Below are 20,469 nucleotides of genomic sequence, written 5' to 3'. Positions count from 1 at the left end.
GGAGGTCATGGAATGAAACAAAGAAAAATCCCGATGCGTAAATGTGTGATTACAGGTGAGAAAAAGCCAAAGAAGGAATTAATTCGTATTGTTCGTGGAACAGATGGTGAGGTATCGGTTGATACGACAGGTAAAAAAAATGGTCGTGGTGTTTACCTTCACTTAACGGAGGAAGTTGTAGCGCTTGCTCGTAAAAAAAATGTTTTAAGCCGTCATTTAGAAGTTGAAGTTCCTGAATCTATTTATGAGGAATTGGCTAAACAGGCTCAAAAACAAGTGAAATAGGTGAAGACGATGAATAATCGGCAATGGTTAAATTTTTTAGGATTAGCATTTAGCGCCGGAGCAGTTATAACAGGTGAACAGTTAGTCGTTGGAGCTATCCAAAGTAAAAAAGTTCATTTCGTTATATTAGCAGAGGATATCGGTGGAAATACGTTTAAAAAAGTAACGGATAAATGCAAGTTTTATGGAATAGAGTGGGTTCAAAAAGGACAGAGCGATGAGCTTGGTCATGCTTTAGGGAAAGACTTCCGTAAAGTCATTGGAATCACGGATCCTAATTTTTCGAAAGCTTTAAAGAATAAGATTCATGCACAGATGCATACATTAAATGAGACGACAAACTAAGAATTTATCAGTGAATTAACGATTAGAAGTTACGAGTTAACGGATAATTTTAAAGATTAAATTCTTAATCAAACATGTCATGTTAGGAGACGATGTTATATTGATGTTAGATAAAAATTTAAAGAATAAAGATCATGTACAAGCAAAGGGCGGAAAAGATTCATCTCATGATGATGATTTATTTAAATACGATGAATATGTAGAAGTAAAACGTCCGAAAATTACGAAAAAGAAAAAATCAAATCAAAAGAAAACAAAAAATGAAAAAAGCGATCGTATTGCAAACGTGCCTGTTAAAGAAGATAAAGATGCGGCTATTGTTTATTACAGTGAGGAGTTAACAGTAGGTGATTTAGCAGAACGTTTAGGAAAATCAACAGGCGAAATTGTTAAGCAATTATTAATGCTTGGAATGATGGCGACAGTTAATCAAACATTAGATCGTGAAACAGTAGAATTATTAGCAGAAGAAGCAGGGTTTGAAGTTAAAGATAAGATTTTTACCGATGTTACAGAGTTTGAGAAAATTGTGATTGAAGATTCAGAAGAAGATTTAGAAAAACGTCCACCGGTTGTTACAATTATGGGACACGTTGACCATGGAAAAACAACATTATTAGATGCTATTCGTAATTCACGCGTTGTTACAGGTGAAGCAGGAGGAATTACTCAGCATATCGGGGCGTACCAAGTTAATCATGGTGGAAATGTTATTACATTCTTAGATACACCAGGCCATGCTGCATTCACATCGATGCGTGCTCGTGGTGCTCAAGTGACAGATATCTGTGTTCTTGTTGTTGCATCTGATGATGGGGTTATGCCACAAACAAAAGAAGCCATCGATCATGCTAAGGCAGCGGGAGTTCCAATTATTGTTGCCATTAATAAAATGGATAAGCCAACGGCAAACCCAGAACGTGTTATGCAAGAATTACTTGAATTCTCATTAGTTCCTGAAGATTGGGGAGGAGATACGATTTATGTTAAGTTATCTGCTTTACAAGGAGAAGGAATTGATGATTTATTAGAAATGATTAACCTTGTGTCTGAAATGAATGAATATAAAGCAAATCCAAAACGTTTAGCAACGGGAACAGTTATCGAAGCGAAATTAGATAAAGGTCGTGGGCCAGTTGCCACTTTATTAGTAGAAAACGGAACATTACGTATTGGAGATGCAATTGTTGTTGGGAATACACACGGACGTGTGCGTGCCATGGTTAATGATTTAAATCAACGTATTGACACAGCGGGACCATCAACACCAATTGAAATTACGGGATTAAATGATGTGCCTCAAGCTGGAGATCGTTTCATGGTCTTCCCAAGTGAAAAAGAGGCTCGCCAAATTGCAGACCAACGTGCGGCAAACGCTCGTGAGTTAGGAAATAAACCTGGTAAGGCCGTTTCATTAGATGAACTTTTCTCACAAATTCAAGAGGGAGAAATGAAAGAATTAAATGTGATCATCAAAGGGGACGTGCAAGGTTCAGTCGAAGCTTTAAGTGGATCACTTCAAAAAATTGATGTTGAAGGGGTTAAAATTAATATTATTCGCGGATCAGTCGGAACGATTACAGAAACAGACGTGACGTTAGCAGCGGCTTCAAATGCGATTATTATTGGATTTAACGTTCGTCCATCGGCAACAACTCGTAATCAAGCAGATGCAGAAGGCGTAGATATCCGTTTACACTCAATTATTTACAAAGTAATTGAAGAAATCGAAGCAGCGATGAAAGGGATGTTAGACCCAATCTTCGAAGAAAAAGTAACTGGACAATTAGAAGTTCGTCAGACATTTAAAGTGTCTAAAGTGGGAACAATCGCCGGATGTTATGTAACAGATGGATCTGTGTCTCGTAATGCAAGTGTTCGTGTTATTCGAGATGGAATTGTTGTCTTCGAAGGACAATTAGGTTCATTAAAACGTTTTAAAGACGAAGTTAAAGAAGTAAATTACGGTTATGAGTGTGGAATCACAATCGAACGTTATAATGATATTAAAGAAGGCGACATTATTGAAGCTTACGTGATGGAAGAAGTTAAGCGCGCATAGTTAAGATAGAATTAGATGAAAAAGGGTGATTGAAGATGTCACAGATTCGAGTACAAAAACTTTCAAAACAAATTGAACGTGATGTAACAGATATCATCATGAATGAAATTAAGGATACTAAAGTAGGATTTGTAACGGTCACAGGGGCAGAGGTAACAAGTGATTTATCATTTTGTAAAATCTATTATTCTGTGTTAGGTGGAGAAAACCGTCGTGAAGCAGCAACGAAGGCCCTAACTCGTGCGAAAGGATTTATTCGTAGCGAATTAGGAAAACGTATGTCTACACGTAAGGTTCCTGATTTAATTTTTGAAATTGATGAATCAATTGCGTACGGAAATAAAATTGATACTATGTTGGCAGATTTACGTCGACAAGGAAAAATGTAAAAAGTGCGAGGACATCTAGATGGTAGATGTCCTCTTTTTTATAGTAGGAACTGACGCATGCCACTTTTCTCACCGAGGTGGTGAAAAAGGTAGAGACACGGTGGCATTTTTACAAAATGTCTCATGAAAATAAAAAAGTTCTATTGTTTTTCTAAAAAAAGAAAAGAGTCCATAAATAACTTCAATTATCGTTTAAATCTAACGTAAACGAATAAAATAATGGAATTATATCAACAATTAGGGAATTACGCTCAGGAATCTCTTGTTTTCGACAGTTAGTGAATGATAAAATAATAGTATAAGTGACACAATAGGCGGTGGGAATTTGTGAAAAAAGCAGGAGTCAGTGTTGGCGTTGTCATGATTTTAATGTTAGTAGGGAGTTTCTTTTTTAAAGGAAATACTAATTTACTTGTTAGCGCCCATGAAACATATGATATTGTACAAGGGGAGTTAGACGGTCATGTGATTCAACAAGACGGAAAAGTGTTGAATTTAGCTCGTCTAGAGCGATTCTATAAACAGATGCGTCGTGGAAATGATGATCATATCATCATGGCTTTATCCCAGGCAGGAAAGTATGAAATTTATGAATTACATTTTTCAAATGGGAAGTTAAAACTCTTTTATGATATGAATGATGATGGTCAGGGACGAAAAGAGTATAAAGTTAAAGTTTACGAATCGATGAAAAAAATTTATAAGAAAGATAAAATTACGTATCTCTTAGTAAATGGTGAAGAAGAACGAGCAATTTTATCATATAATTTAAATGAATAATCCACACTAATCCTAGGAACCTTTCATGAATGGTGAAAGAAAGCTAGGATTTTTTAGTGTGAAGTTAAAGGCAATTGAATAAGTAAAGAGGTGATTAGATTATGAATCAACTATTAAAGGATAAGTTATCTTTACTTCCGATGAATCCAGGATGCTATTTGATGAAGGATGCAAAGGGACAAGTCATCTATGTTGGAAAAGCAAAACGATTAAAAAACCGAGTGAAATCCTATTTTACGGGTTCTCATAATGGAAAGACGGCGCGTTTAGTTCGTGAAATTGTTGATTTTGAATATATTATTACGACGAGTGAACTTGAGGCACTCGTCTTAGAAATTAATCTCATCAAGAAATATGACCCGAAGTATAACATTATGTTAACGGATGATAAACATTATCCTTATATTAAAATTACAAATGAGCAGCATCCACGCCTGGTGATTACGCGTAAAATAAAAAAAGACGGTGGTAAATATTTTGGGCCATACCCTAATGCAACGGCAGCCAATGAAACCTTACGTTTATTAAATAAACTTTACCCTTTGAGAAAATGTCATACGATTCCGAAGAAGGTTTGTTTGTACTATCATATTCATCAATGTTTAGGACCTTGCGAGTATGAAGTGTCATCCGCTGTCTATAAGCCGTATCTCGATGAAATATCACGTGTTTTAAAGGGGGATTATTCAAAGATAAAAGCGGATTTAGTGAAGCGAATGGAAGCGGCAGCTGAAAATTTAGAGTTTGAACGTGCTAAAGAGTATCGGGACTTAATGTATCATATTGAGGCAACGATTGAAAAGCAGAAAATGACACTCAATGACTTTATTGATCGTGATGTTTTCGGCTATGCCGAAGAGGACGGACGGGTGTGTGTGCAGGTCTTTTTTATTCGCCAAGGAAAAGTCATTGAACGAGAGGTTTCTATCTTTGACGGAATTTCTGATGTTCATGAGGCGGTTATGACGTTTATCGGACGTTTTTATCAAGGAAGTAATACGTTAAAGCCAAAGGAGATATTTATTCCGGCAACGCTTGATCAGGAGCTTTTAAGCGCGTTATTGGATGTCAAAGTGGTTGTTCCAAAACAGGGTGAAAAAAAAGAACTTGTTGAGTTAGCGATGAAAAATGCTCAAATGGCTTTGAGTGAAAAAATGCAGTTAATTGAAAAGCAGGAGGAGCGGACCTTAAAAGCGGTTGAAAAGTTAGGGGAGTTATTAAATTTACCGACGCCACATCGCATTGAAGCGTTTGATAATTCTCATCACCAAGGAATGGACACAGTTTCTGCAATGGTAGTGTTTACAGATGGTCGTCCAGATAAAAAGGAATATCGTAAATATAAAATTACAACTACATCAGATGGCGATGATTACCAAGCAATGAAAGAGGTTGTTTATCGCCGATATTTTAAGGTGTTAAATGAGGGACTACCGGCACCGGATTTAATTGTGATGGATGGGGGAAAAGGTCAGGTAAGAGTGGCTATGGAGGTTTTAGCGTCGTTAAACTTAGCTATTCCTGTTGTTGGCTTGGTGAAGGATGAGAGGCATCGAACGTCTATTTTACTTGATGGACGTGATATGGAGGAAATTGATTTAAAGAAAAAAGGGCGAGCCAATGTGTTTAACCTATTGACGCGAATTCAGGATGAAGTTCACCGATTTGTATTAAGTTTCCACCATCAAAGTTCAAAGAACCGTCAGCTAACGTCTATTTTGGATGAAATTCCGGGGATTGGACCGAAGAGAAAACGGGTTCTGATTCAAAATTTCGGCTCACTTGAAAAGATGTTAGAGGCGGATGATCAACAATATCAGCAACTGGGATTTTCTAACGAGTTAATTAGCCGAATTAAATTATTTATCAGCGAGGAGTTACAAAAAAAGGATGAGATCTCTCGCTAATTATAGGCACTTATTTAAGTTTTTCTCATAGGATATATTAGATGTGGTGAACAGGTCACCATGTCAATGAGGAAAATGACTACCTCAACAGAATAAGGGGGTAGAAAGCTTGAATAAAGGTCAGTCAATTTTAACGAAACGTGAAAAAGAAATATTTGATTTACTGGTTCATAACTTGACCACTCGCGAGATTGCCGATCAACTATCAATCAGTGAAAAAACCGTTCGAAATCATATTTCGAATGTGATTTTAAAATTAAATGTTAAGGGACGCTCTCAAGCTATTGTTGAGCTTTTAAGACTTGGTGTTATTACACTATAAGGCGATCCCTTAATGTTAGTTTATCCTAAAGAATTAAACCCTGTCTTTTTCCAAGGTCGAGCGAATAGGGAAAAAGAGCAGGATAAGTCCCATAAATAAGATAAATACTTTCATCAGTCATAAAAAAACCGTCCTTCGTCTTATTAGGAAGAGGGAATGCGGATAGATGCTCATGAAAGTATTTTTTTATGTGCGCTAAAAGAAGCGGTAAACAGTGGACGTGAGGTCATTCTTTTGTTCGACTTCCTTCAGACGGGCCCCAGGATCGGTGGGCATTTTTTTGCCGCATGAACGAGAGACAATCAAGACCAATGAGCGCTATCACCTGTTTCTTATTTTTTGGACGTGTTATTTTTTCAGAAGATAGATAGGAAAAAAATGGGTTAGTTATAAGAAAAAAGTAGGCTCTTAGTAGATTAAAGGCAAAAAATGTACTATAATAGTAGTAAACGAGGAGCCGAAAGGTTCAAACTTTAGAAAATGAGGGTCCCACTCCACGCATGAGAGGGGACGACTAGATGGAAGTGATAAGAATGCTCGGACATACCGGTGTTGTTTTGAAAATAAATGGTGAAGAACATAAAATATTTATAAATGAAACGTGGTTTTCGTTTGATCCGAAACTAACGGTATCGCCTTCTTTAATAGGGCAGTCCGTGCAATATAGTTTAGGGGCAAAGAATCGGGTGAATCATTTAGAATTAATGGTACAACCGATGAAGGAATTAAAGGGTAAGATACAGTCGCTAAATTTAGCTATTCCGCGAATCTCTTTACATATCAATGGCAAACTTTTACACTTTTATATTCCTTATAAACATTTTAATACAATTAAATATCAATACAAACCAGGGGACTTTTTACACTTTACGTATAATCCCATGGAATTTAAGTTAAAGAACGCTTCTTACTATGCCTTAACTTCTATTATAACGGATCCTAAGAAAAAGGGTGAAAATACACAAGGAGTGAAGCGGGAATTGCAACGGACGTTAAAGACGTTAGTCGAATCCCCATATTATGCTTTTTTAGATTTAGAATTTTCAATGAGTGGTCCAGAATATCGGGGAATGAAGTTTCAACCGGAAATTATCCAGTTTGGATTGATTGTGGCAGATTCGGATGGAAATTTAGTTGAAAAATTTTCAGCCTATGTGAGACCAACATTATTTCCTCATTTAACGATGAAAGCACAAGAATTTTTGAAGATTACGCCATCAGCCGTTGCGTACGGAATGAGCTATCGCAATTTTTATGACTGCATTAAGGAAGTGATTTTAAAATATAATCCTGTGTTCTTGGTCTGGGGCGTTTCCGATGGATTTATTTTAGAAAATTCTTACCAAATTAATCATGTGAGTCCTTTGTTTGAACCTGAACGCTTGATTGATTTACAACGAATTCATCGTCAATATTATCAAATCGGGCAGGATATTGGACTTTACAATGCGATGCGAAGTTATGAAATGTTTAACGGGGCGCAGATTCATGATGCATTAGTGGACGCTCTTGTCTTACGAAATATTTTTTATAAATTTAAGTCTATTTTATTAACGAAAGAAAACTATCCATTTAAGGAGAATTACTTAATGATGATGACCAATCGGGCACTCCGCTAGCAAGGACGTTGCTTGTTCATCCTGTGTGGTTTTGTCGACTTATGAGATAACCTGTTCAAAAGGTTATCTTTTTTTTATTCCCTCATATAGTAGGTATATATTGAAAAAGAGGTGAAAAAAATGCAAACAAAATGGATCAAACGATTAACGTTACCTGTCCTTGCCATGTTATTTATTTATTATGCGAGTCATTCTTCAGATCCTGCAACGAGTAACTTAGTGAATACGATGAGTGAACAAAAGCAAGAACAAACGATGTATTCATCAGAAGACTATTACGCGGTTTATGCGCTCCATGATTCAAATAATTTAGTGAAAACTTATGTGAAAAAAGGGGAGCAGACAGACCGCATTGAGGAGATTTTTAGTCTTTTAACAACGAATGCCAATCAGTTACCAACGAATACGACATCCCTTGTTTCGCCTGATGCAAAATTAAATGATTATAAATTGAAAAATGGAACATTAACGTTAGATTTATCATCAGAATTTTTAGATTATACCTCTGATGACGAAGCCGATTTATTATCATCAATTGTTTGGACTTATACGGAATTACCGGATGTTGATAAGGTAAAATTTGAAATTGATGGAAAGGCAATGTCTAATTTAAATGGGGCAATGTCAGTTGAGCGTGGTCTTGATCGTTCAATGGGAATTAACTTAGAGATCGATACGATGAGTTTAGATCATACGCAATTAGTGACGCTATATTTTATGACGGATGATAGTAAAGAAGGGTTACTTGTTCCAGTGACGCGTTTAATCTCTGATACCATCGATCCAATCACTTATGCTGTTTCAGCTTTAATTCAAGGGCCAGCTGGTGAAAATTATGTGAGTGTTTTTGATCAAAATACAACGTTATTAGAGGATCCGGTGTTAACAGATGGGCTGCTTTCTTTAAACTTTAGCTCGGATTTATATTATAATAATGATCAAACGGAGGTTTCGTCGACGATGTTAAAGCAATTAGTTATGACGTTAACGGAAGTGGATGAAGTTGAGATGGTTTCTGTTTCGATTGATGGTAATATTAAAGTCATGGATGATACGTCTCGTTCGATTGCGGTTCCAACGGCACGAACAAACGTGGAATCATTTATTGAGGCTCACTAAAAAGGATTATGTTATAATAGAGGATGAACGTTTTAATTTGGCAAGTAAGGTGATAATATGAGAACAAACGAACGTAAAAATAATGAACGTAGAACTGTCGAATTCATTCCTCACTATATAACACATCCAGAAGGAGCTGTCCTTGTTTCTTTTGGAAACACCAAGGTGATTTGTACGGCGACGATTGAAAATAAGTTACCACCATTTATGCGTGGTCAAGGAAAAGGCTGGATTACAGCTGAATATTCGATGTTACCGCGAGCGACGAATACCCGAAATATTCGCGAGTCTGCTCGTGGAAAACAAAGTGGGAGAACGATGGAAATACAACGTCTAATTGGTCGTTCACTTCGCGCAGCTGTTGATCTTGAGGCATTAGGTGAACGCACCATTTGGATTGACTGCGATGTTATCCAAGCAGATGGAGGAACACGAACAGCTTCTATTACGGGGGCAATGGTCGCCTTAAAATTAGCATTTGACCGCTTAGTTGCTGATCAAGTGTTAGAAAAGTCGCCGTTAAAAGAATACGTGGCTGCTATTTCAGTTGGAATTTTAAATGGTGAAGTTATTCTTGATCTTGATTACGATGAGGATTCTGTCGCCGAAGTTGATATGAATGTCATTATGACTGAGGGCGGACAATTTGTAGAGATTCAAGGAACGGGAGAGGAAGCGACATACTCGCATGCCGAGTTACTTAAGATGCTTGACGTTGCTAGTCAAGGAATCCGAGAATTGATTGATTTACAAAAACAGGTGAATTAAGGAGTCGTTAAGATGAAAGAAATAATTATTGCAACGAAAAATGCAGGTAAAGCCAAAGAATTTGAACACATATTTAAACCGTATAACGTCCGTGTGAAATCTCTTCTTGATTTTGAAGAAATGGATGACATCGTTGAAGATGGTAAAACATTTGAAGCTAATGCTTTAATTAAAGCGCGAGCGATTGCCAATCAATTTAATCAGATGGTGCTTGCTGATGACTCGGGGCTTGAAGTCGATGCTCTTGATGGACGTCCTGGCGTGTATAGTGCACGTTATGCCGGTGAGGGACGAAATGATGAGGATAATATTTTAAAAGTCCTTCATGAATTAGAAGGCGTTCCAACAGATGAGCGCGGGGCGCGTTTTGTTTGTGCGTTAGCTATTGTGACCCCTCAAGGTGACGAAGTGGTTGTTCGTGGAACATGCGAAGGTCGCATTTTAACGGAATGTTTAGGAACCGAGGGATTCGGTTATGATCCTATTTTTTATCTCCCTCATTTATCAAAAACAATGGCACAACTTCCAAAAAGCGAAAAGAATGTGCTAAGTCATCGTGCAGATGCTTTTGTGAAGCTTCAACCTTACTTAGAGAAACTATTATAAGGGGGCGCACAGATGAAAATTGTTGTTGTGAGTGATAGTCATGGAAATGATTGGGACCTTTTAGCGATTCGCGAACGTCATTTACAGGAGGCCGATTTATTCATTCACTGTGGGGATAGCGAACTCCTTGATGACGATGCTGCGATGCAAGGCTATTTGAGTGTTTGTGGAAACTGTGACTATCGGTCACAGGCCCCGTTAAAGCGAGTGGAGTCTTTGGCGCATGACGTCACCTTATTTATGACACATGGCCATACGTATGGAGTGAAATACTCCTTACAAAAATTATACTATCAAGCCTTAGAGGTAGGAGCCAACTTGGTTTGTTATGGACATTCGCACTATGTCGGAGCTGAAATGATAGAGGGGATTTTATTTATGAATCCTGGAAGTCTTTCTTTTCCCCGGAATACACGAGAAAAAACGTATGCTATCATTACGGTGTCCAATCGAGCGTTTGAAGTGGCTTATCTAGAAGGGGGCACTGGCGAGACCTTAATTCGTCAAACATTTAAACGTTAAATGAGAAAGGTAGGGGGGACTCGTGACAGAACAAACTTACCAGTATTATTTAAATCAAAAAGCAGTCGGAGCCCATTATTTAGAAATTGGTAATCCGATGAAAGCATTAGAACATTTTATTAATGCGTATCAAACCACCTATGGGTGTGAAGATTTAGATCTCATGTTAGAATTAGCCTTTTTGTATGATGAGGTTGAAAATCCGGAACAAGCAATCGCCATCTTTTCACAAATGATTGAGGTGGATCCTACGTTTCCAACGTCATATTATGGACTAGCGACTATTTATGATGATCATGAAGATTATGAACGAGCGATTTATTATTATCAAAAAACCATTGAACTTGATCCGGAATACGAAACAGCCCACTTTTTCTTAGCTAATATTTATGATGAATTGGGCGACAATCAAAAGGCGATTGCTCACTATGAAAAAACCATTGAAATCGATCCCTCATATTACTACGCGTATATCAATTTAGGATGCATTTATGAGGCGGAAGATAAAAACTTGAAGGCGTATCATTATTTTTACCGTGCGCATCAAGTTAATCCAGCAGACTATACGGCATTATTCAACTTAGGTGTGGCATGCCGTAAACTTGGACAAGTAAAAGAAGCTATCCGTTATTATAGAAAGTCACTGGGTGCGAATCCTCAATATGCGTTTACTTATTTGAATCTTGCGCTGATTTATAAAGAAGTATTTGAGGACTATGAAGAAAGTATCAAGTTGTATACGGAGGGGATTAAATATAATCCGCAAATGTCGGTGCTTTATTATAATCGAGCGTGTTGCTATGCGTTACTCAATGAATTTGAAAAGTCATTAGATGACATCCAGATTGCGACGCAGATTAGTCCAAGTTTACTGGATTATATGAAATCAGACGATGAGTTAGTGCAGGTGAAAAAGTTACCTCGCTATCAGGCGATGTATCAATAAAATTAAATCAATGAAAAGGCGGGTTTTCGTTTAAGAGAGCCCGCCTTTTAAACAACCCAAAACTTATCGTGTTTGTAAAGCTTTACAGACAATAGGGGAGATGGTATGTTAGAATTAACCCCGTTAAATGTAAAAATAAGGGATGATCATTGAATGAGGAAGAGACTAAAGCATTTTAGGACGGTTTATTTCATAGAACTCAGGGGGATAGTCCAATAGTTGGAGAATGCGGATGTGATACCAAATATCGGTGTCACAAAAAGGGGGAGCCGAGGATGATATCATTTATTAAACAGTTTTTAGCCCTTCTTGCGGCGTTTTGTTGTTTTCTTGGTTATATTTTTACTGGCGAAACAGTTTGGATTGTTTTAGGGTTTGCGTTCATTGTACTGGATGGGTATTGCAAGACATCTAAAAATTCTAAGGATGAATAGGTTGCGTTAAAGGAGTAAGGGGAGGCGAGAAACAAGATAAAAAGGTGGGAACATGATTCCCACCTTTTTGAAGAGGATTAAGATTGTACGGGCATATACGTCTTGAGATACTCAACGACTGTTTCCATGAATTGTTGAAAGACCTTATCATCATTTTGAACCCCATGTCCCGAATGAGGAGCTTCAAAATAGGCGTAGTCTACCTGATGCTTTTCTAGAGCGTCGACGAGGTGTCGAACGCCTTGATACGGTTGTACTTTATCATGGGTTCCATATAATAAAACACTTGGAACTGAGTGTTCATTGACCCATTGGTAAGCAGAAATGGGTTTCATGTGCGTGAGATATTCCTGTGATTTTACCATGTCTGAGGTTAATTTAACTCCAGACATGACACCAAATAAACCAGCTGCCGCTGTGTAGGCCTCCTCTGTTTGTTGATCGAGTCCATAAATTCCCCAATCTTCAACGTGGAAACTCGCCGGACCGACCATCTCAAACATCAATTTGACGGGTAACGGTGATTGATCTGCGTCTCGATATGCGTATAACATGGCTAACGTTCCCCCAGCTGATCCCCCGCTAATAGCCATTTCATTTAAGTGATAGCCACGCTTTTGAGCCTCTTCAACAATAAAAGGAATGCTTTGTTTAATTTCAAGTGATTGGCTATAAACGCTCGCCTCGTTTTCTTCTGTCCGAAGGGTGTAATTGATACCGGCTGCCACATAGCCTTTAGAACATAGCCATTGTAAGATTTCTGCATCGTCTGCTTTATCTCCCGAAGTAAATCCTCCCGCATGTAAATAGACAACGAGTCCATAGTTTTCCTTTGTGTTATCGCTTGGGACATATAAATCGAATGTGTTGGCGGGCTGATCCCCATAAGATAAGTCGTGATAAACAGTCCCAATCCAGTCATTCCATTCTACGGAAAATTCCTTTGCCCAGGCCGGCTTATGGGTTATTTTAAATAGGGCCGATCCGATAAATGAGAGGGTAAAGATGAGAAAACAGAGGAAGATAAACATAACTTTTCCCTTCTTTCGTTCGTTTTTTTTCATAAGTTTCCTCCAAATAGCGTTCCCCCGAGCAGGAGATTTAAAACAAATCGAACAGCTAGTCGACCGAGAATAATCCCTGCTATCATTAAAATTCCTAAAATAATGAGACGTTGTTTCGTTAAGACCAAATGACTCCCTCCCTTGACGTTGATCATGAGTTTTGTTATATTTCTAACATCGCCATTATAACGAAGGGTATCGCTTAAAACAAGCAGTTGGCGATGGACTGTTAGAAAGGGAGTTTATTTATAACATGGAGACAACAAGCGAGTTATCAAAGCTATACTTATCCGAAGCTTTGATTCAATTAATGAAAACGAAAGACTTTGCGAAGATTACGAATAAAAATATTACCGATCGGGCGGGTCTTTCTCATATTACGATTTATCGTCACTTTGATACGAAGGAAGAGATTTTAAGTTATTATTTAGCGAGAATGTTTAAACAATGGAAGGAAGATTGGCAAGAGGGGGAAAATATGGCGTATCAATTCTTTACTTTTTTTCAACGCCATCAAGAAATCATTGATTTGTTATACCGTGCGGGAAAACAGTACCTTCTGATTGATCAGCTGTTAGCTAGCTATGATTATGGTCGAGAAGATAGCAATGCGGTGGCTTATTCTAAAGTTACGGTAGCTTACTTTATTTTTGGCTGGTGCGACGAGTGGTATAAACGAGGGATGGTTGAAACACCGGAGGAAATGGCGCAGTTGTGTCAGCTGCATTAAGTGAGGGAGACCTCTGTAAAGACTAGAGTGAAGTGTCACCAGTTAACAGAAAACCATTTAAGTCATCTCAAATGATATCGAGTGATATTTCTATTCTAAATATTGTTTATTTAAAATAGACTGTTATTGAACTATTCATCAGATAGACTCTCCACATGATGGGTTAATTAAGGAGAAGATGAAGATTAATGTTTAATAAAATTTGAATCAAAGGGAAGTGTTTGAATGGGGAATTTAGAAAGAAGGATTTTTACCAAGCATTGGGTGTTTAATACGTTAACAATTTTCTCTATTTTTGTGTACATGGGGCTTCATACATGGATTCATTTAGAAATCATTTACTTATTTGACGCTGTTTTAGAGGGAAATTATAGCCAATTTATGAAGAAAGTTTTGATTTTTTTGGGACTTATCATTTTATTTTGTCTTATTCAGTTTATTTCTCAAACGATGAGGGCAAAAGCGGTTGAGAAAATGAATAGAGTGTTAAGATTTCACATTCATAAAAACTTGTCCTGTCTATCGTCCCAAAGATTTTATAAAGAAGAAGTTGGGACCTATATCTCCTGGTTGACTAATGATATTAAACAAATTGAAGAGTCGAGTTTTAAAAAAATATTTGAATTATTTAGCTATATGGCAACGGCTATTTTTAATTGTATTGCTTTATACTCTATTCATTATGGGTTATTATTAACAGCTATTATTTCAGCATTGATTTTATGTGTTTCTCCGCTTATCTTTAAAAAAAAGATGCAACAAAATGCTTTAAATCTTTCAGAGAGTCAGGAACAATTTACAGCTCAAATTAAAGATATAATGTGTGGCTTTGGGGTGATGAAAAATTACAATTTAATGCCCCTCTTTTTTGATAAACTCCAAAGGTCTGGGCATTTTGTGGAGCATGAAAAGTTTAAATGTACATATAAAAATCAAAAATATCTAGTCGTGCTTATGTTTATTAACTTTTTAACTCAAATGGCCTGTGTGATTGTTGGGGCAGCATTAGCATTATTTAATTTGATTTCCGCCGCCGTTATTATGTCTTTAGGTACGTTTGCAGGCTCATTTTGTAATGCAGTTAGCGGATTCGTGACGACTTTAATGAGTTTAGGGGCAGGTCGCGCGGTTATTGCGAAGTTTGATGTCGAGGAAGAACCACTGACAGGATGTCCGTTAGAACAATTTGAGGACGCAATCAAACTCGAAAATCTCGCTTACGATTACGATGGCACAGAAATTTTTTCAGATGTGAATCTTTCATTTGAAAAAGGTAAAAAATATGCGATTGTTGGACCGAGTGGATGCGGGAAATCAACGATTCTTAAAATTATCATGAGAGATTTAGAGGATTTTTCAGGAAACGTCACCATTGATGGGAAAGATATTAAGGCCTATCATCCGAACTCCATTTATGATCACGTGGCGTATATTAGTCAAGAGACGTACCTTTTTGACGCGACAATCAAAGATAACATCACCTTGTTTAAGGGCGATTGTGATGAGGCGCGCTTAGCCAACGTATTAGAAGATAGCGCCCTTGGTCACGAAGAAATTATTTTAGAACGAATGAACGAAACCGTCGGGGAAGGTGGAAAAAATCTTTCAGGGGGACAACGGCAACGAATTGCCATTGCTAGAGCCTTATTTAATCAAAAATCAGTGATTATTATGGATGAGGGGACGTCGGCGCTAGATGTTGAGAACGCCAAACTGATTGAAGAAAAACTGTTAACGAATAAAAACTTGACCGTTATTTTAGTCACACATCATATGAATGACGACTTAAAAGACCTCTTTGATGAGGTTTATGAAATGGGGGCCACGGCCTAAAAGTAAAAAGCGATAAGGGTGCTGTCTTATCGCTTTTTTGTATGACTCAACGAAAAAAGCTCATAATAGATGTGGATAACTTTTGTTGGAATTTTTTCTTTTTTTAGGGGAAAACTTTCGGTACAATAAAGGAAGTTTAATCGAGGAGGATGCTATGAAACAACTTTTAGTGATTGAAGATGATTTAACATTAGCGAAAGAAATCAAGCGAAGTTTAGAAGGATGGGGGTTCGATGTTCAAATGGTAACCGACTTTGAAAAAATAATGGAAACTTTTCAATTGGTTCAACCCGTACTCGTTTTGTTGGATATTAACCTTCCTGTTGAGGATGGTTTTTATTGGTGCCGTCAAATCAGAAAGCAGTCAACGGTTCCCATTATATTTCTTTCCTCAAGGGATTCAAATTTAGATATCATTTTAGCGATTCAACAAGGTGGGGATGATTATTTAACGAAGCCTTTTTCTAGTGATATTTTAGTGACTAAAATTAATGCACTTTTGCGCAGAACGTATGACTATGTCGCCGGACAATCCGTCCTGTACATCGATCAACTCATGTTTGATAAAGAGAGTGGAAAGATTCGCTCGGGCGATCAAGAGGGAGAACTGACAAAAAATGAAATTAAAATTTTAAGTACGCTTCTGAAGCATCGAGGAAAAATTGTTAGTCGGGAGCAATTAATGATGAGTCTTTGGAATAGCGATGAATTCATTAGTGACAATACGTTAACCGTCAATGTGAATCGGCTGAGACATTCATTAAAGGATATTGGGATGAATGATTTTATTCAGACGAAGAAAGGGATCGGGTACATTATCCCATGACAATTCTAGATTATATTAAAGGTAGACGTATTTTATTGAGTGGCTATGGATTAGGAATCATTATTTTGACGTTATACTTAGAAGCACTCCCAATCTTTCGACGAAGTCAAGGGGACATTGTTTACTTGGATTTGTTATTGATTAGCTTATTGCTCTTTGTTACCGTTATTGATTATTGTCTCTTTAAACGAAAATATCAACCATTAGTCACCGCCGTTCAGAAAGAATCCCCCCTTTTATTAGAGGATATACCTTTAGAAGAGCCGGATTTAAGGATGATTTATGAGGTGCTTGAATTACAGAAGGGAGTCGATGAACAAAAGCGTGTCGAATTAGAGCGGGCCTTGATGGACATGGAGGAGTATTTGACGCAATGGGTGCATGAGATTAAGCTACCGTTAGCCACACTTCAGATGATGTTGGAGCGGGAAGAAGACTATGAACTCCAATTGGCGATGCGTCAAGAATGGGAGCAGATAAATGTGTTGGTGAACGGTGTTTTATTTGGGAGCCGAACGACTTGTTTACGAGAAGATTTAGTGATTCGAGAAGAGAATTTGAAAAAAATGATTCAGCAGTCTATTAAACATAACGCCTTTTTTTTAATTAAGTATCGATTTGAGGTGCAGTTAGAATTTGAGTCAGTCACGGTGTGGACGGATCGAAAATGGTTAGTCTACGTGCTTGATCAACTCCTTTTAAACGCGATTAAATATCGGTCCAAGACGCCGATGTTAACGTTTAGTGTGGTGACTGAACCGGGAGTCGTCCATTTAACGGTACACGATAATGGATGTGGGATTAAGGAAGAGGAGATTCCACGAATTTTTAACAAAGGTTTTACGGGAAGTAATGGACGGAAGGAAACGTATAAATCGACAGGAATGGGGCTATACTTTTCAAAACGAATATTAGATCGCTTAGGGCATCCAATCGTTGTTCAATCAGAAGTGTCAAAGTCAACGGATATGACGATTTCGTTTTACCAGTTATCCGATTACGCGAATCTTACAAAAGTGTCACATTAACGGATGAAATGTCACCTTAAGCGAAGGATTCTCACGAAGTGAATCGTTATAATAGAGGTATCAACGAAGGAGGGATGTATCATGACGTCAGTTTTACAAGTCATCGGAGTTCAAAAAGATTATGGTAGAAAAGGATTTCGGACGAAAGTCTTAAAAGGGATTGATTTAACGGTAGAAAAGGGTGATTTCATTTCTATTATGGGCCCATCAGGAGCCGGAAAAACGACACTTTTAAATTTAATGTCAACACTTGATGTGGCGACGAGTGGGCAGATTATTTTGGATGGGACCGATTTATCAACGGTGAATCATAAAAAATTATCAACGATTCGTCGAGAAAAAATCGGGTTTATTTTTCAAGATTATAGTTTGCTTGATAACATGAGTATTCGTGATAATATCGCGCTTCCGCTTGCGCTTGGGCGTAAGAAGACACAGGCTATATTAGATAAGGTGGAGGAAATGGCCCAACTATTTGGAATAACGCATCAGTTAGATAAATATCCTTATGAATTATCAGGGGGACAAAAACAACGAGCGGCTGCGGCCCGGGCCTTAATTACGAATCCAAGTGTTATTTTTGCTGATGAACCAACAGGGGCACTAGACTCTCGTTCATCGACTGATTTATTAGAATGCTTAAAGCGATTAAACGAAACAACAGGAGCAACGATTGTGATGGTTACGCATGATCCGTTTAGTGCGAGCTACTCCAAACGTGTGTACATGTTAAGCGACGGAAAGGTGAAATGCCAACTCGATAAAGGGGAAAGCCGAAAAGTCTTTTACAATCAAATACTCGATTTACTCGCCGTGATGGGAGGCGATATTGAATGAGTTTATTTGAATTAGCTTTTAACAATTGTAAAAGTAATATTAAATCTTATTTAATGCTCTTTATCTCAATGGTATTTTCTGTCATCGTGTTATGCAATATGCAAATTCTATGTCACGGTGAAACGATGAATGCGCTGCGGGAGATGAATCCGTATATTATGGATGCCATTTTTCAAATTATGGTTGTCCTACTGACGTTATTTATTCTCTTTTTTACCTGGTATGCCTCAAACACGTTTTTGCGCAAACGAAAAAAGGAAATCGGAATTTACTTGTTTATGGGGGTCGATATTCGCACCATTAGTCGCCTTTATTTACTCGAAAACCTGTTTCTTGGGATATTTGCGTGTGTGTTAGGTGAAGGGATTGGGGCCCTTTTTTCAAAATTTTTTCAAGTTCTGGTGATTAGATTAGCAGGCTTTGACTTAGATCTCGTGTATGATGTCAGACCCGAGGCGTTGATTCAAACCTTTATTATTTTTATGGTTATTTTTCTTTTAATTAGTATCAAAGGAATGATTTCAATCCAAAGAAGTCAGGTGATTGAATTATTAACGGCGAACAAACAGGAAGAAAAAACACCTAAAATTGGACTGATTTATTATGTTGAAGCGATCGTGGCGATTCTTATTTTGTCTTATGGCTATTATTTATCGACGCTGGCTGGGACGAATGCACGTTATATTTTACCGACCGTGCTGTTAGTTTTAATCGGAACCTATGGCGTTTATCAAGGGCTCTTTCCGATCATCTTTAAGGGTCTCAGTCAAAATAAGCATTTTTTGTACCGAGGTGAAACGATTCTTACGATTAATAATTTAGTTTACCGATTGCGAAGTAATTACCGTTTTTACACGATGGTTTCTATTACGATTGCGGTGACCATTTGTGTACTTGGCGGTGCATTCACGATGAAGGCTGTATATAACGAACAACAGTCACAAGCATTTGTATATCCTGTTGCCGCAATCACTGAGGAAGAAGTAGAGGTTCCTGATGAGTGGTTGAAGCATGAAGTGAAATTATTAGGTTTAGAAGGAATCGGGAATGGGTTCATGTCTTCTAATCAGGTGCTTTTGATGAAGCAAAGTGATTTCATTCAATTAGTAACGGAAAATGGTTATAAAAACCAGTTGTCTTCTTTACCGCATAAGTTAGCGGATCATCAGATAATTCAAATTGAGCGCCCAGGAACGCTTATGTCAATTGCCACACCGGTGAGTGAGTATGAAATTGAGAATCAGGTGTATGAGGTGGTGGTTAATAGCCGAGTTGTGACGCTTGGGGGAGGAATCAATTGTCAAATTCAAGTGGTGAGTGATGCGACGTATGAGTCACTGAGCCCGTCAGCGACGCCGCTTTATTTTTATGGTATGAGGGCTGAAACGGAGGAGGAAGCGAACCAACGCGCGATGGCTTTGTCAACGTTAGTAGGGACACAAGAGGCTAGTATTTTTAATGGCTATTCGTATTTAGCTTCTGTTTCTTGGGTGAAATTAGTGTATGCGATTGGTGCGTTTCTCTTTTTTGTGGTGATGATGGCCACGGGAAGTATTATTTATATGAAACTCTATCATGATGGATCGGAGGATAAGGAAAAGTACCAGGTTTTATTGAAAATTGGGGTACGGCCGTCAGAGTTAGGGCAAGCGATTGTGCGTGAAGTTGTCCTCTTTTATTTGATTCCATTAGGGGTCGGTGTTTTACATAGTTATTTTGCAATTTCCGCTTTAGGGGATTTAATGACCGCAGACTTAACGCCAACTTTCTTTATTGCCGTAATCGTTTGTCTTGTTATTTTTACCTTATTATGCATCTGCTCAATCCAAACGTTTAAACGCCTCATTGGCATTAAACGTTCCTCCCTTTAACGGATGATAAATCTTTGATCACTTAACTAAGGTAGCCAACGGGCTACCTTTTTCTTTTTAATCCGATAAAAAAAGCTCTCATCTCTCTCAACAAAGGAGAGAGGATGAAAGCTTCTTATAAATGAATGAATCGTTAGATGTTTTTTTTATCGGATATTTTATCTTGTTAACTAATC

At 37.8% G+C, this 20,469-nt stretch carries 22 protein-coding genes; 20 read left to right on the top strand and 2 right to left on the bottom strand.

Going from position 1 to position 20,469, the window contains the following annotated elements; translation table 11 throughout:
• The first annotated feature begins 12 nt into the window (after positions 1–12).
• The 14 genes from rnpM to AC6I0I_RS07775 all read left to right on the top strand — a co-directional run bounded on the left by rnpM (position 13) and on the right by AC6I0I_RS07775 (position 12,104).
• Positions 13–285 carry an RNase P modulator RnpM gene (gene rnpM / locus AC6I0I_RS07840; RefSeq protein ID WP_161832360.1) on the top strand — a complete coding sequence of 91 codons (273 nt, stop codon included), beginning with the start codon at positions 13–15 and terminating at the stop codon, positions 283–285.
• 9 nt (positions 286–294) lie between these two features.
• Complete coding sequence (locus tag AC6I0I_RS07835; protein WP_161832359.1) at positions 295–630, top strand: L7Ae/L30e/S12e/Gadd45 family ribosomal protein; 336 nt, start codon at positions 295–297, stop codon at positions 628–630.
• 103 nt (positions 631–733) lie between these two features.
• Positions 734–2,692: a translation initiation factor IF-2 gene (infB, locus tag AC6I0I_RS07830; protein WP_370512590.1), complete on the top strand. Its 1,959-nt coding sequence runs from the start codon at positions 734–736 to the stop codon at positions 2,690–2,692.
• A 35-nt stretch (positions 2,693–2,727) separates the two neighbouring features.
• Positions 2,728–3,081, top strand: a complete 354-nt coding sequence (gene rbfA, locus AC6I0I_RS07825; protein WP_161832357.1) for a 30S ribosome-binding factor RbfA — start codon at positions 2,728–2,730, stop codon at positions 3,079–3,081.
• Positions 3,082–3,408: 327 nt separating this feature from the next.
• Positions 3,409–3,861, top strand: coding sequence for a DUF4362 domain-containing protein (locus tag AC6I0I_RS07820; protein WP_161832356.1), 453 nt, complete (start codon positions 3,409–3,411; stop codon positions 3,859–3,861).
• A 101-nt stretch (positions 3,862–3,962) separates the two neighbouring features.
• The gene (gene uvrC, locus AC6I0I_RS07815; RefSeq protein WP_262950954.1) at positions 3,963–5,768 is read left to right on the top strand and encodes an excinuclease ABC subunit UvrC; all 1,806 of its coding nucleotides are present in this window, start codon (positions 3,963–3,965) and stop codon (positions 5,766–5,768) included.
• 109 nt (positions 5,769–5,877) lie between these two features.
• The gene (locus AC6I0I_RS07810) at positions 5,878–6,090 is read left to right on the top strand and encodes a helix-turn-helix domain-containing protein (protein ID WP_161832354.1); all 213 of its coding nucleotides are present in this window, start codon (positions 5,878–5,880) and stop codon (positions 6,088–6,090) included.
• A 518-nt stretch (positions 6,091–6,608) separates the two neighbouring features.
• Entirely contained in the window at positions 6,609–7,709 is a 1,101-nt protein-coding gene (locus AC6I0I_RS07805; RefSeq protein ID WP_161832353.1) for a 3'-5' exonuclease, read from the top strand.
• Between the two features lie 120 nt (positions 7,710–7,829).
• Positions 7,830–8,828 carry a GerMN domain-containing protein gene (locus tag AC6I0I_RS07800; RefSeq protein ID WP_161832352.1) on the top strand — a complete coding sequence of 333 codons (999 nt, stop codon included), beginning with the start codon at positions 7,830–7,832 and terminating at the stop codon, positions 8,826–8,828.
• Positions 8,829–8,885: 57 nt separating this feature from the next.
• On the top strand, positions 8,886–9,596 hold the full coding sequence (gene rph / locus AC6I0I_RS07795; RefSeq protein WP_161832351.1) for a ribonuclease PH: 711 nt from the start codon (positions 8,886–8,888) through the stop codon (positions 9,594–9,596).
• 12 nt (positions 9,597–9,608) lie between these two features.
• Positions 9,609–10,202 carry an XTP/dITP diphosphatase gene (locus AC6I0I_RS07790; RefSeq protein WP_262950953.1) on the top strand — a complete coding sequence of 198 codons (594 nt, stop codon included), beginning with the start codon at positions 9,609–9,611 and terminating at the stop codon, positions 10,200–10,202.
• Positions 10,203–10,214: 12 nt separating this feature from the next.
• On the top strand, positions 10,215–10,724 hold the full coding sequence (locus tag AC6I0I_RS07785) for a metallophosphoesterase family protein (RefSeq protein WP_262953445.1): 510 nt from the start codon (positions 10,215–10,217) through the stop codon (positions 10,722–10,724).
• A gap of 22 nt (positions 10,725–10,746) precedes the next feature.
• The gene (locus tag AC6I0I_RS07780; RefSeq protein ID WP_262950952.1) at positions 10,747–11,670 is read left to right on the top strand and encodes a tetratricopeptide repeat protein; all 924 of its coding nucleotides are present in this window, start codon (positions 10,747–10,749) and stop codon (positions 11,668–11,670) included.
• A gap of 275 nt (positions 11,671–11,945) precedes the next feature.
• Positions 11,946–12,104: a hypothetical protein gene (locus AC6I0I_RS07775; RefSeq protein ID WP_161832348.1), complete on the top strand. Its 159-nt coding sequence runs from the start codon at positions 11,946–11,948 to the stop codon at positions 12,102–12,104.
• A 77-nt stretch (positions 12,105–12,181) separates the two neighbouring features.
• Here AC6I0I_RS07775 and AC6I0I_RS07770 read toward each other — a convergent pair whose 3' ends face one another.
• Positions 12,182–13,168, bottom strand: coding sequence for an alpha/beta hydrolase (locus AC6I0I_RS07770; protein WP_262953446.1), 987 nt, complete (start codon positions 13,166–13,168; stop codon positions 12,182–12,184).
• Positions 13,165–13,296, bottom strand: coding sequence for a hypothetical protein (locus tag AC6I0I_RS07765; RefSeq protein ID WP_255421483.1), 132 nt, complete (start codon positions 13,294–13,296; stop codon positions 13,165–13,167). The genes AC6I0I_RS07770 and AC6I0I_RS07765 overlap by 4 nt, the downstream gene beginning before the upstream one ends.
• 125 nt (positions 13,297–13,421) lie before the next feature.
• Here AC6I0I_RS07765 and AC6I0I_RS07760 point away from each other — a divergent pair, with 125 nt between their 5' ends.
• The 6 genes from AC6I0I_RS07760 (at position 13,422) to AC6I0I_RS07735 (ending at position 20,293) form a co-directional block, all read left to right on the top strand.
• The gene (locus tag AC6I0I_RS07760; RefSeq protein WP_262953447.1) at positions 13,422–13,898 is read left to right on the top strand and encodes a TetR/AcrR family transcriptional regulator; all 477 of its coding nucleotides are present in this window, start codon (positions 13,422–13,424) and stop codon (positions 13,896–13,898) included.
• Positions 13,899–14,123: 225 nt separating this feature from the next.
• A complete protein-coding gene (locus tag AC6I0I_RS07755; RefSeq protein ID WP_262953448.1) occupies positions 14,124–15,731 on the top strand; it encodes an ABC transporter ATP-binding protein in 1,608 nt (535 codons plus the stop codon).
• A gap of 154 nt (positions 15,732–15,885) precedes the next feature.
• The gene (locus AC6I0I_RS07750; RefSeq protein ID WP_161832345.1) at positions 15,886–16,557 is read left to right on the top strand and encodes a response regulator transcription factor; all 672 of its coding nucleotides are present in this window, start codon (positions 15,886–15,888) and stop codon (positions 16,555–16,557) included.
• Positions 16,554–17,585, top strand: a complete 1,032-nt coding sequence (locus AC6I0I_RS07745) for a sensor histidine kinase (RefSeq protein WP_161832344.1) — start codon at positions 16,554–16,556, stop codon at positions 17,583–17,585. Before AC6I0I_RS07750 ends, AC6I0I_RS07745 begins: the two co-directional genes overlap by 4 nt.
• A gap of 81 nt (positions 17,586–17,666) precedes the next feature.
• Positions 17,667–18,422 carry an ABC transporter ATP-binding protein gene (locus AC6I0I_RS07740; RefSeq protein ID WP_262950948.1) on the top strand — a complete coding sequence of 252 codons (756 nt, stop codon included), beginning with the start codon at positions 17,667–17,669 and terminating at the stop codon, positions 18,420–18,422.
• Positions 18,419–20,293, top strand: coding sequence for an FtsX-like permease family protein (locus AC6I0I_RS07735; RefSeq protein ID WP_262953449.1), 1,875 nt, complete (start codon positions 18,419–18,421; stop codon positions 20,291–20,293). Before AC6I0I_RS07740 ends, AC6I0I_RS07735 begins: the two co-directional genes overlap by 4 nt.
• Positions 20,294–20,469: the final 176 nt, after the last annotated feature.

Source organism: Turicibacter sp. St.80E1, from assembly GCF_059728495.1.
The sequence above is the reverse complement of the archived record's forward strand: the minus strand, read 5'-3'. Positions and strand labels throughout refer to the sequence as shown.

Coding starts and splice junctions, on each gene's coding strand:
- AC6I0I_RS07785 (WP_262953445.1), top strand. CDS start 10,215: ATGAAAATTGTTGTTGTGAGTGATAGTCATGGAAATGATTGGGACCTT.
- rbfA (WP_161832357.1), top strand. CDS start 2,728: ATGTCACAGATTCGAGTACAAAAACTTTCAAAACAAATTGAACGTGAT.
- AC6I0I_RS07790 (WP_262950953.1), top strand. CDS start 9,609: ATGAAAGAAATAATTATTGCAACGAAAAATGCAGGTAAAGCCAAAGAA.
- AC6I0I_RS07740 (WP_262950948.1), top strand. CDS start 17,667: ATGACGTCAGTTTTACAAGTCATCGGAGTTCAAAAAGATTATGGTAGA.
- AC6I0I_RS07775 (WP_161832348.1), top strand. CDS start 11,946: ATGATATCATTTATTAAACAGTTTTTAGCCCTTCTTGCGGCGTTTTGT.
- AC6I0I_RS07735 (WP_262953449.1), top strand. CDS start 18,419: ATGAGTTTATTTGAATTAGCTTTTAACAATTGTAAAAGTAATATTAAA.
- AC6I0I_RS07755 (WP_262953448.1), top strand. CDS start 14,124: ATGGGGAATTTAGAAAGAAGGATTTTTACCAAGCATTGGGTGTTTAAT.
- AC6I0I_RS07745 (WP_161832344.1), top strand. CDS start 16,554: ATGACAATTCTAGATTATATTAAAGGTAGACGTATTTTATTGAGTGGC.
- AC6I0I_RS07835 (WP_161832359.1), top strand. CDS start 295: ATGAATAATCGGCAATGGTTAAATTTTTTAGGATTAGCATTTAGCGCC.
- uvrC (WP_262950954.1), top strand. CDS start 3,963: ATGAATCAACTATTAAAGGATAAGTTATCTTTACTTCCGATGAATCCA.
- infB (WP_370512590.1), top strand. CDS start 734: ATGTTAGATAAAAATTTAAAGAATAAAGATCATGTACAAGCAAAGGGC.
- AC6I0I_RS07760 (WP_262953447.1), top strand. CDS start 13,422: ATGGAGACAACAAGCGAGTTATCAAAGCTATACTTATCCGAAGCTTTG.
- rnpM (WP_161832360.1), top strand. CDS start 13: ATGAAACAAAGAAAAATCCCGATGCGTAAATGTGTGATTACAGGTGAG.
- AC6I0I_RS07750 (WP_161832345.1), top strand. CDS start 15,886: ATGAAACAACTTTTAGTGATTGAAGATGATTTAACATTAGCGAAAGAA.
- rph (WP_161832351.1), top strand. CDS start 8,886: ATGAGAACAAACGAACGTAAAAATAATGAACGTAGAACTGTCGAATTC.
- AC6I0I_RS07805 (WP_161832353.1), top strand. CDS start 6,609: ATGGAAGTGATAAGAATGCTCGGACATACCGGTGTTGTTTTGAAAATA.
- AC6I0I_RS07770 (WP_262953446.1), bottom strand. CDS start 13,168: ATGAAAAAAAACGAACGAAAGAAGGGAAAAGTTATGTTTATCTTCCTC.
- AC6I0I_RS07800 (WP_161832352.1), top strand. CDS start 7,830: ATGCAAACAAAATGGATCAAACGATTAACGTTACCTGTCCTTGCCATG.